Raw genomic sequence first — 10,091 nt, 5'->3', positions numbered from 1 at the left:
GCCGGAGAGAGGGCACACCGAGCCTAGGCGAGGTGCCGAGTGGTGGGGCAAGAGCCTTTTTGGTTACTTTTGGGGCTCTTTTCCAAAAGTGACCCGCTGTAAAAGCGGAACCCATAGCAGCCGTGACCGCAGAAACGGATATGTACTCGTTCCAATCCAGCATCCTGGTCGGCCCAGAGGCCGCCATCGGGGGCAAGCCCCCTCCCACAGGGTATCTGCGCTTAACTGACTGCATTGGGGGCAAGCCCCCTCCCACAAGGTATCTGCGCTTAACTGACTGGCATTGGGACAAGCCCCCTGCCACAGGGGTGCTGCGTCAAGCTTCAGATCGAGACGAAGAAGAAACTCGCAATCAGCGCCATCCCCACCACCCACACCAGCGAACGCAACATCGCCCAGTCCGCCAGGTAGCAAATGATGTACAGCAGGCGGCTGGTGATGAACAGCACCGCCAGCACATTGATCGTCACCAGCTCGGCCGTGCCGGCCAGGTGGGCGATAATCACCGCCGCCGCAAAGGCCGGGGTGACTTCAAAGCTGTTGAGTTGCGCATTGTGGGCACGCTTGGCAACGCCTTCGACCGTGTCCAGGAACGCGCGCGGGTCGTGATTATGGCGCGGCCCGAACTTGCCTCCACTGAACTTGGCCACACCCGTACACAGGTACGGCAGAAAGATCGCAATCAACACACACCAGAAAGCCACTGTCATCAGTCATTCCCTTTTTAGATTTATCAAGGCAGTCAGAGCTTCATCACCCACGTGCCGATCAGCCCCACCCACAAGCTAAGAGCCGTGGCCGACCGAAAGGTTCTTTCAGGTAATCGCACCTGTTTATACTAAACGACATCGCGACGCACGCTGTGCACCTCTATTTCCCCGCCCCAAGGACCCCGGATGCTTGAACTTGTTGCCGCCTTCATCTGCCTCACCACCCTGCTCACCTATGTGAACTTCCGTTTTATCGGCCTGCCGCCGACCATCGGCGTGATGGTCACTGCGCTGCTGTTTTCGCTGATCCTGCAAGGCCTCAGTTTTATCGGCTACCCCGGCCTGGAAGAGCGCATCCAGCAACTGATCGGCCAGATCGACTTCGGCGATTTGCTGATGAACTGGATGCTCTCGTTCCTGCTGTTTGCCGGCGCGTTGCACGTCAACTTGAACGACCTGCGCAGCTATCGCTGGCCCATCGGCCTGTTGGCGACCTTTGGCGTCTTGATCGCCACCGTGGTGATCGGCAGCCTGGCGTACTACATTTTTGCCCTGTTCGGCTGGCACGTGAGCTTCCTGTATTGCCTGCTGTTCGGTGCGCTGATCTCGCCCACCGACCCGATTGCGGTGCTGGGAGTGCTGCGTACCGCCAATGCCTCAAAACCGCTGAAAACCACCATCGTGGGCGAGTCGCTGTTCAACGACGGCACAGCGGTGGTGGTGTTTACCGTGCTGCTGGGCATCGCACAGTTGGGTGAAACACCGACCCTGGGCGCCACCGCAATGCTGTTCGCCCATGAGGCGATTGGCGGCGTGGTATTCGGCGGGCTAATCGGTTACCTCGTGTACCTGATGATCAAAAGCATCGAGCAACACCAGATCGAAGTCATGCTGACTCTGGCGCTGGTGATTGGCGGCTCGGCGATGGCTACCGAATTGCACGTCTCGGCACCGATTGCGATGGTGGTGGCCGGCCTGATCATCGGCAACCTGGGGCGCAAGCTGGCGATGAACGACATGACTCGGCGCTATCTGGACGGCTTCTGGGAATTGCTCGACGACATGCTCAACGCCTTGCTGTTCGCACTGATCGGCATGGAACTGCTGCTGTTACCCTTCAACTGGCTGCACGTATTGGCGGCCAGCTTGTTGGCAGTGGCCATCCTGCTGTCACGCCTGCTGACCGTGGCCCCCGCGATCCTCCTGCTGCGACGCTGGCGCACGGTCCCGCGCGGCACTATCCGCATCCTCACCTGGGGCGGGCTGCGCGGTGGCGTCTCGGTAGCGCTGGCCCTGGCATTGCCGCTGGGCCCGGAACGCGACCTGCTGCTGAGCATCACGTATATCGTGGTGTTGTCGTCAATTCTGCTCCAGGGGTTGAGCATCGGCCGGGTGGTGCGCAAGGTTGCCGACCCGGCTTAAGGCGGCGTCCAGGCCACTGCGCTTCTAGCTGCCGAGCAGTAGCCCAAGCAAATGCCGCATCGCCGATGGGCGGTGCGGCGTCGAATCATGCAACACCACAAGGTCACGCGAGTAGCACCGCCCTCCAGCGACCGGCAGCACACGCAACCCATCCAGTGCCATGCCGGCCCATTGCGGCACCAGCGAAACCCCCATTCCCTGTGCAACCAGCATCACAATGGTTTCCAGCGCATCCAACTCGCATACCACTTTCGGTTCAAAAGCCCGTTCATCAAGATAACGCTGGGCAATCTGCCCGCCCCAGGCCCGAGCGTCATAGCGAATGAACGGCTGCTCGCGCATCAGCGTCTCCACCGGCTGCGCGCAAAGACTGGCCGGGGTGATAAGAATGAGCGGCTCAGCCTTGAGCACCACCAGCGTCAAGGATTTTGGCGGCTGAAAAGGTGGCCTCACCAGAATCGCCGCGTCCAGCTCGCCGGTCAGCACTTTTTCATAAAGGCTTTTGGAATCGCCGGGAGTGATCGTCAGCTTCAGCGCGGGGGCCGACACCGCCAACCGCTCAATCAGGCGTGGCAGCACGCCAGTCAGTGCCGTTGATATCGCGCCAATCTTCATGTCCCCCGCTAACGCATCGTGCGCCAGATCGCTCTGCAGCGCCTGCACCTGCTCAACGATCAAACGGATTCTAGGCATCAGCGCCAGACATTGGTCCGAGGGGCGCGCCGCGTGCGCCGTGCGCTGTAACAACGTGCACCCTAACGCTCGTTCAAGGGCCTGGATGCGTTGGCTGATGGCCGCAGCAGTGCGATTCTCCCGGCGTGCAGCTGCCGCAATCGAACCGGTCTCAACCACCGAAATCAGGCTTTTAAGAAAGCGCACGTCCATAATTTTTCCTTTCGCTCAGCGCAACGCGAAGCTGTTTTACCCCGTCGTGCGGCCTGATTACCCTGGATGCTCATTGACTCGGGAAGCCCCCATGAACAGACCCTTTCACGCTGCATATCATGTTCGTGACCTGGACCAAGCGCGGATTTTTTATCGAGATGTGTTGGGTTGCCATGAAGGCCGCAGCGCCGACACCTGGATTGATTTCGACTTCTTCGGCAATCAGCTCTCTCTGCACCTGGGCACGCCCTTCAGCACGACCCGTACCGGCCAGGTCGGAGAGCACAGCGTGTTGATGCCGCATATCGGCGTCGTGTTGCCGCTGGATGAGTGGCTGGCGCTGGCCGAACGCCTGACCCAGCTGGGCACTGCCTTCGAAATCCCCCCGGTGGTCCGGTTTGTGGGCGAAGCCGGCGAGCAACGCACGATGTTCTTTCTAGACCCCAGCGGCAACCCCATCGAAATCAAGGGATTCAAGGATTTCAACAACCTGTTCCACCCCTGAAATTCCCGCCCCCAAAACAATAAATAAAGGGATACAGCATGCGTACAAATACATCCTCCAGCCTGGTAACCCGCATCATGATAGGTCTCGCCGCCGGCGTGATCGTCGGCGTCCTTCTCAATCAGTTCCCGGAGCACAAGACCTGGTTTATCGACAACCTGCTGCAACCCGCCGGGGACTTGTTCATTCGGCTGATGAAGATGATCGTGGTGCCGCTGGTGTTCGCCTGCATGGTTGTCGGCATCGCCGGGGCGGGCAGTACTCGCGCCCTGGGTCGCGTCGGCCTGAAGACCTTCACGTACTTCTTCACCATTACCAGTATCGCCATCGTGTTCGGCCTGATCGTCGGCAATGTATTGCAGCCCGGCGTCGGCGCCGACTTCAGCAGTACCCTGCAAGCTCCGGTATCAGGCCTGGCCAGCGCCAGCGAGACGCAAAACCTGGGCCGAACCCTGGCCAACATCGTGCCGGACAACATCGTGTCAGCGATGTCGCAAGGCAAGCTGCTATCGGTGTTGTTCTTTGCCATCCTGTTCGGTTGCGCGTTATCACTGCTGCCGGCCCCGCAGAAAGCCCCCCTGGTGGCTGTGATGCAGGCAGTCTCGGACACCATGTTCAAAGTCACTCATCTGGTCATGCATTACTCACCCATTGGCATCTTTGGCTTGATCGCTGTGACAGTGGCCAGTTTCGGGCTCAGCGCTTTACTGCCCCTGGCCAAGCTGATCGGCATCACCTATGTCGCCGTGGCATTGTTTGCAATCTGTGTTCTAGGAGTGGTCGCGCGCGTCGCCGGAGTGGGCCTTTTTCACTTGATACGCGAAATCCGCAGCGAATTGTTGCTGGCGTACAGCAGCGCCGCGTCGGCCACGGTGATGCCGCAGCTGATCGAGAAAATGGAACGTTACGGCGCCCCCCGCTCGATCACCAGCATGGTCATCCCACTGGGGTACTCCTTCAACCTCGATGGCGCATCTCTGTTCGCTGCACTTGGCACATTGTTCATTGCCCAGGCCTACGGCATCGACCTCAGTCTTGCGGACCAGGCGATGCTGGTGCTGATCATGGTATTGACGTCAAAAGGGGCGGCGGGCGTGCCGGGCTTCATGTTCATCATCCTGACGGCAACCCTGACGACAGCGGGGTTGCCGGTGGAAGGCGTGGCGATCATCGCGGGCGTCTACCGGCTGATGGACATGCCGGTCACGGCGCTCAATGTGTTGGGCAATGCACTGGCACCGCTGGTCATCGCGCGCTGGGAGGGCCAGCTCGAAGCGCCGCGCAGTGACGCGCCGGCAAAGCCCGCCACTCCACCCTTGCAGGCGTGAACCACCCATTGATCATTTATCCTGTGCCGAATCGGAATGCTCCTTGGGGAGTTTACCGGGCGCCTGTTTACCCGAACTGGGCGCCTGGCCTTCACTGCGAATCTGCGCATGGCTGATCAACGCAAAGATAAAGCTGCCACCGATGATATTGCCGGCCAGGGTCGGGCCGGCGAATACCAGCCAGAAGTCATGCCACGACAGTTCGCCGGCAAACACCAGGTACGACACTTCCGCCGAGCCCACCACGATGTGAGTGAAATCGCCCAACGCCATCAGGTAGGTGATCAGGATGATGATCCACATCTTGGCGCTTTCCATCGACGGGATCATCCACACCATGGTGGCGATCATCCAGCCAGAGACGATGCCTTTGGCGAACATCTGGCCGGTGTCGTTTTCCATGATCTTGCGCCCGATTTCGAGGAAGGCCATGTCGGTCTTGGTGTCGAATATCGGCAGGTGCAGCATTACATAGGCCACCAGCAGGGTGCCACACAGGTTGCCCACCAGCACCACCGTCCACAGTCGCAACAGGCGCCCGGCATTGGCCAGGGTCGGTTTGCTCATCACCGGCAACACGGCGGTGAGGGTATTTTCGGTAAACAGCTGCTGGCGCGCGAGGATCACCGCCAGAAAACCCGCGCAATAGCCAAAGCTGGCGATGACCTTGAACGCTTCGCCGTCCGGCAGGCGTGAGTTGAGCAATCCCATGGCCATCAGCGACAAACCCATGGTCAACCCGGCAGCCAGGGCAGACCACCACAACGCCGCGACGCTGCGCTCCAGCTCCTGGTCGCCTTGAGTACGAATGATTTCATGCAGCACCGCCGCGCGGGGCGGCTGGTTTTTGTCTACGTCCTGCTGCTCTTCCTGCGACAGGTTGGGGGTTTTGCCTGCTTCGTCGGTGGCCATGATTATCCGGAGTCCAAGGGGGGCGTGTAGCTACGACACGCGGCCACCGTGGCTGTTCAGTGCCCAGGCAACTTAACCGGAATTCTCCAGGCCTGGGCCATTTCCACCGTGGTGGAACCGGACGCTTTATCCCAGGGTTTATTACGTGCTTTGTAACTGTCGCCGAGGGTGCCGAGCACACGATTGAACTCGGTGGGCGTGGTAGCCCACGCCAAGTCTTGAGCCGTACGCTGGAGCAGTTCGACATTGGCGCCGGGTTGGCCAGGCCGAAACAACGAAGGGTAGATCACCTCCCGCGTGAAGTTGTCTGCTTTCATCGCGATATCGCGCGCGCCCATCTGAGCGACAGCGCCGACGATGACTTTGGACACCGGCGGCGCACCGCCTGCGATCTGCCTGGCCGCCATTTGCAGCAACTGCTGAAAGTTACGCTGATCGGCGACATTGAGACGCCCTCCCAACCAGTCGACTTGCTCAGGCCGTCGTACAAGGGCATCCAGGTTGCGCAGCGCTGATAAAATTTGCGGCGTAAACAGTAGCGTATCGTGGGTCTGATTCGCTTCGGTGATCGCCTCATCCAGCACTTGCAACGCCTGCTGCGCATTGCTTCTGAACGTCAGCACATCCGCCGCGGCCGGGTCTTTTTGCAGCGCCGACTGTACGCTGGCGAGCAGTTGATCATCCATGGCCAACACGGCGTCATGCAGTGATTGAAACGCATGATGCCCAAGCGCTGTAGAGCGGCGTTCCAAATGTGTCTCTACCGCTTGACACGCCTTGGCCTGCAGATGTTGTTTTTGCTCATCCTGCATCGTGAAGTTGACGGTACCGCCGAGCAGGCCGCGAAAATCACCTTTTTCAGTCTTCAGGGGCAAAGTAACGATTTGATCGGCAAACGCTTCGAGCTTTTTCTCCTGGAAGGCTTCAGCGGCCGAATGTTCGACGCCGATGACGCGGTCAGCCACGCTGCTGAGAAAGCTGCCACTTCGCGCCGGTGTCTCGCTGACGCTGGACTCAAACTTGACGATCAACGCTTCAGGCTTGTTCAAGGGACTGTCAGCAAATACCTTCTGCACCACACCCGGCGCCGGGGTATTGAGCAATAAGCCACCGTCCTTGAACGCGGTGATTTCACCTGCGGCCTGGAAGCCATGACCTTGTTCCACGGGGCTTTTGAACACCACCGGCAAGGAACCGGAAATATGCGCCGCCCGAGCGATGTCCATCTGCGGGGTCAAGCTGGCATTGAACACCACCAACTGCGGGCGCCCAGCAAACATACCGGTACCGGTGATGCTCAGTTGCTTGATCGCGGGGATATGACGGTTCAACACCTCAAGGTCACCAAACGTCGGTGCGCCGCCGGCACTCAACTTGTCGGCAATCTTCATCACTTCAGCAGGCCGGGTTTCCCGAGGGCTTTGCGCGATATGCGCAAGCAGCGACCGGCGCGACTCATTTCGAATCAATTCCTCCAGAGGACAGGCTTCAGTTTGCAGGCGCGGCAACAATGTCACCAACAGCTGAGACACATTACCGACGGGGCCGGGTAACCGGCCGATGAGTTTGCCAAGTGTGGCACTGGCGTCCTGCATCCACGCCGTCACGGCATCCTTGCTATTGAGCAGGCTCGGCAGATCAATGCTATCGGACAACTTATCGAAGGCTGCCGCCCCCATACCACTGGCGATCAACGCCGCCGAAATCGCGCCGGCGGATGAGCCGCAAGCCAGTTGGATACCCTGCAGCTTTCCCGCTTGCTCAAGGGCCTGCACCACCCCCGAAAAAGCGATGCCCTTGGCCCCTCCGCCGCTGAGCACCAGGCTTGTGACAGGCGCAGCCGACAAAATCACTTCGACCCGCCCCAGGTCATCGCGCAGAAGCGTCACGTTGCGTTCGCCCACCCCTTCCAACAGAGGCGTCTTGGCGCTGGACTTGGCCGCAGACTGATCCTCTTTATCCAATAAGTGCTGAATCTGGGCACTTGGACTGAACACTTTCATACACAGGCTCTCCGTTGGGTGTGAGCCTGAGTGATGAAAGCCTCTCGCGACGATCCGTACGGAATGATTTGGTAAAGCAAATCACACCGCTACGTTGTCACTCGGAAAGACTGTCGTCCTTGAACTGATCCTTCACGTACTTGATTTCGGTACGACCATGAGGCGCAGGCAGGCCATCTTCACCGAGGTTGACGAAGACCATTTTCTCTACGGTCAGGATGCTCTTGCGGGTGATCTTGTTGCGCACTTCACAGGTCAGGGTGATGGAGGTGCGACCGAACTCGGTGGCGGTGATGCCCAGCTCGATGATGTCGCCCTGGCGCGAGGCGCTGACAAAGTTGATTTCGGAAATGTACTTGGTCACCACGCGCTGGTTGCCCAGTTGGACGATAGCGTAGATGGCGGCTTCTTCGTCGATCCAGCGCAGCAGGCTGCCGCCGAACAGGGTGCCGTTGGGGTTGAGGTCTTCGGGTTTTACCCATTTGCGGGTGTGGAAGTTCATGGGAGGCGCACTCTGAGGTGTTTTAAAGATATATTTCCCCCCTAGCTTCAAGTTTCAAGCTACAAGCTGCAAGTAAAAGCCGATTCGCTTTAAACTTGCCGCTTGCAGCTTGTCACTTGCGGCTCAAAGAAAGCTATAATCGCCCCCTATTTGGAACGGCCACCACCGTTCTCCCGCCACCTGTCCGAGGGGCGCTGCAGCAGGCTTGGCCTGTCAGGCTCGGATGGGGCGTTGTCCGGCCTGGTTTTGCAGCTGGATACTAAACGCACAACGGCGCCCATTCGCACACTACGAATGGAGGCTCTTCATGAGCGCTGTCAACACGCCTGCAGATTTCACCGACTACAAAGTCGCCGACATGTCCCTCGCCGCCTGGGGCCGTCGCGAAACCTTTATCGCCGAATCCGAAATGCCAGCCCTGATGGGCCTGCGTCGCAAGTACGCCGCCGAGCAGCCGCTCAAGGGCGCGAAGATTCTCGGCTGCATCCACATGACCATCCAGACCGCCGTGCTGATCGAAACCCTGGTTGCCCTGGGGGCCGAAGTGCGTTGGTCGTCCTGCAACATTTTCTCGACTCAGGACCAGGCCGCTGCCGCTATCGCCGCCGCCGGTATCCCGGTATTCGCCTGGAAAGGCGAAACCGAAGAAGAGTACGAGTGGTGCCTGGAGCAAACCATCCTCAAGGATGGCGCGCCTTGGGATGCCAACATGATCCTCGACGACGGCGGCGACCTGACCGAGCTGCTGCACAAGAAATACCCGCAGATCCTCGACCGCGTCCACGGTGTGACCGAAGAAACCACCACCGGCGTGCACCGCCTGCTGGACATGCTGGCCAAGGGCGAGCTGAAGATCCCGGCCATCAACGTCAACGATTCGGTGACCAAGAGCAAGAACGACAACAAGTACGGCTGCCGTCACAGCCTCAACGATGCGATCAAGCGCGGCACCGACCACCTGCTGTCGGGCAAGCAAGCCCTGGTGATCGGCTACGGCGACGTGGGCAAGGGTTCGTCCCAGTCTCTGCGTCAGGAAGGCATGATCGTTAAAGTTTCAGAAGTCGACCCCATCTGCGCCATGCAAGCCTGCATGGACGGTTTCGAAGTGGTGTCGCCGTTCATCGACGGCGTCAACGACGGCACCGAAGCGAGCATCGACAAGGCCCTGCTGGGCAAGATCGACCTGATCGTCACCACCACCGGTAACGTGAATGTTTGCGATGCGAACATGCTCAAGGCCCTGAAAAAACGTGCCGTGGTGTGCAACATCGGTCACTTCGACAACGAGATCGACACCGCTTTCATGCGCAAGCACTGGGCATGGGAAGAAGTGAAGCCGCAGGTCCACAAGGTTCACCGTACCGGTGCTGCCAAGTTCGACCCGCAGAACGATGACTACCTGATCCTGCTGGCCGAAGGCCGCCTGGTTAACCTGGGCAACGCCACCGGTCACCCAAGCCGCATCATGGACGGCTCGTTCGCCAACCAGGTACTGGCGCAGATCTTCCTGTTCCAGCAGAAGTACGCCGACCTGTCGCCTGCCCAGAAAGCCGAGCGCCTGACCGTGGAAGTACTGCCGAAGAAACTCGACGAAGAAGTGGCCCTGGAAATGGTTCGCGGTTTCGGCGGCGTTGTGACCCAACTGACCAAGACCCAGGCCGACTACATCGGCGTGACCGTTGAAGGTCCGTTCAAGCCGCACGCTTACCGCTACTGATAAGCCTGCTCCCCCTGCGGGGAGCTGGCTTCAAATGTGGGAGGGGGCTTGCCCCCGATGCGGTGGGTCAGTCGATATATTTACTGACTGACCGACCGCATCGGGGG

At 59.5% G+C, this 10,091-nt stretch carries 9 protein-coding genes and 1 riboswitch; of the genes, 4 read left to right on the top strand and 5 right to left on the bottom strand.

Features of this window, described 5'->3' with window-relative positions; genetic code table 11:
• Positions 1 to 323: 323 nt before the first annotated feature.
• Complete coding sequence (locus CIB54_RS25820) at positions 324 to 710, bottom strand: MAPEG family protein (RefSeq protein WP_057723556.1); 387 nt, start codon at positions 708 to 710, stop codon at positions 324 to 326.
• Between the two features lie 186 nt (positions 711 to 896).
• On the opposite strand from CIB54_RS25820, the gene CIB54_RS25815 reads away from it, so the two are divergent.
• On the top strand, positions 897 to 2,132 hold the full coding sequence (locus CIB54_RS25815) for a cation:proton antiporter (protein WP_065949542.1): 1,236 nt from the start codon (positions 897 to 899) through the stop codon (positions 2,130 to 2,132).
• Between the two features lie 24 nt (positions 2,133 to 2,156).
• Here the strand turns inward: CIB54_RS25815 and CIB54_RS25810 are convergent, their stop codons facing one another.
• Positions 2,157 to 3,017, bottom strand: coding sequence for a LysR family transcriptional regulator (locus tag CIB54_RS25810; protein ID WP_101221340.1), 861 nt, complete (start codon positions 3,015 to 3,017; stop codon positions 2,157 to 2,159).
• Between the two features lie 91 nt (positions 3,018 to 3,108).
• Here CIB54_RS25810 and CIB54_RS25805 point away from each other — a divergent pair, with 91 nt between their 5' ends.
• Positions 3,109 to 3,522, top strand: coding sequence for a VOC family protein (locus CIB54_RS25805; RefSeq protein WP_065949544.1), 414 nt, complete (start codon positions 3,109 to 3,111; stop codon positions 3,520 to 3,522).
• A gap of 38 nt (positions 3,523 to 3,560) precedes the next feature.
• Positions 3,561 to 4,850, top strand: coding sequence for a cation:dicarboxylate symporter family transporter (locus CIB54_RS25800; protein ID WP_269801698.1), 1,290 nt, complete (start codon positions 3,561 to 3,563; stop codon positions 4,848 to 4,850).
• A gap of 12 nt (positions 4,851 to 4,862) precedes the next feature.
• On the opposite strand, the gene CIB54_RS25795 is transcribed toward CIB54_RS25800, so the two are convergent.
• The 3 genes from CIB54_RS25795 to CIB54_RS25785 form a co-directional block, all read right to left on the bottom strand.
• Entirely contained in the window at positions 4,863 to 5,762 is a 900-nt protein-coding gene (locus CIB54_RS25795; RefSeq protein ID WP_065949546.1) for a formate/nitrite transporter family protein, read from the bottom strand.
• A 56-nt stretch (positions 5,763 to 5,818) separates the two neighbouring features.
• Positions 5,819 to 7,765, bottom strand: a complete 1,947-nt coding sequence (locus tag CIB54_RS25790) for a patatin-like phospholipase family protein (protein ID WP_101221338.1) — start codon at positions 7,763 to 7,765, stop codon at positions 5,819 to 5,821.
• Between the two features lie 97 nt (positions 7,766 to 7,862).
• Positions 7,863 to 8,267: an acyl-CoA thioesterase gene (locus CIB54_RS25785; RefSeq protein WP_065949548.1), complete on the bottom strand. Its 405-nt coding sequence runs from the start codon at positions 8,265 to 8,267 to the stop codon at positions 7,863 to 7,865.
• Positions 8,268 to 8,447: 180 nt separating this feature from the next.
• A riboswitch (S-adenosyl-L-homocysteine riboswitch) is annotated at positions 8,448 to 8,553 on the top strand.
• A 21-nt stretch (positions 8,554 to 8,574) separates the two neighbouring features.
• Here CIB54_RS25785 and ahcY point away from each other — a divergent pair.
• Positions 8,575 to 9,984, top strand: coding sequence for an adenosylhomocysteinase (gene ahcY / locus CIB54_RS25780; RefSeq protein WP_065949549.1), 1,410 nt, complete (start codon positions 8,575 to 8,577; stop codon positions 9,982 to 9,984).
• Positions 9,985 to 10,091 lie beyond the last annotated feature (107 nt).

This window comes from Pseudomonas fluorescens, assembly GCF_002837185.1.
Lineage (GTDB): Bacteria > Pseudomonadota > Gammaproteobacteria > Pseudomonadales > Pseudomonadaceae > Aquipseudomonas > Aquipseudomonas fluorescens_AM.
The sequence above is the reverse complement of the archived record's forward strand: the minus strand, read 5'-3'. Positions and strand labels throughout refer to the sequence as shown.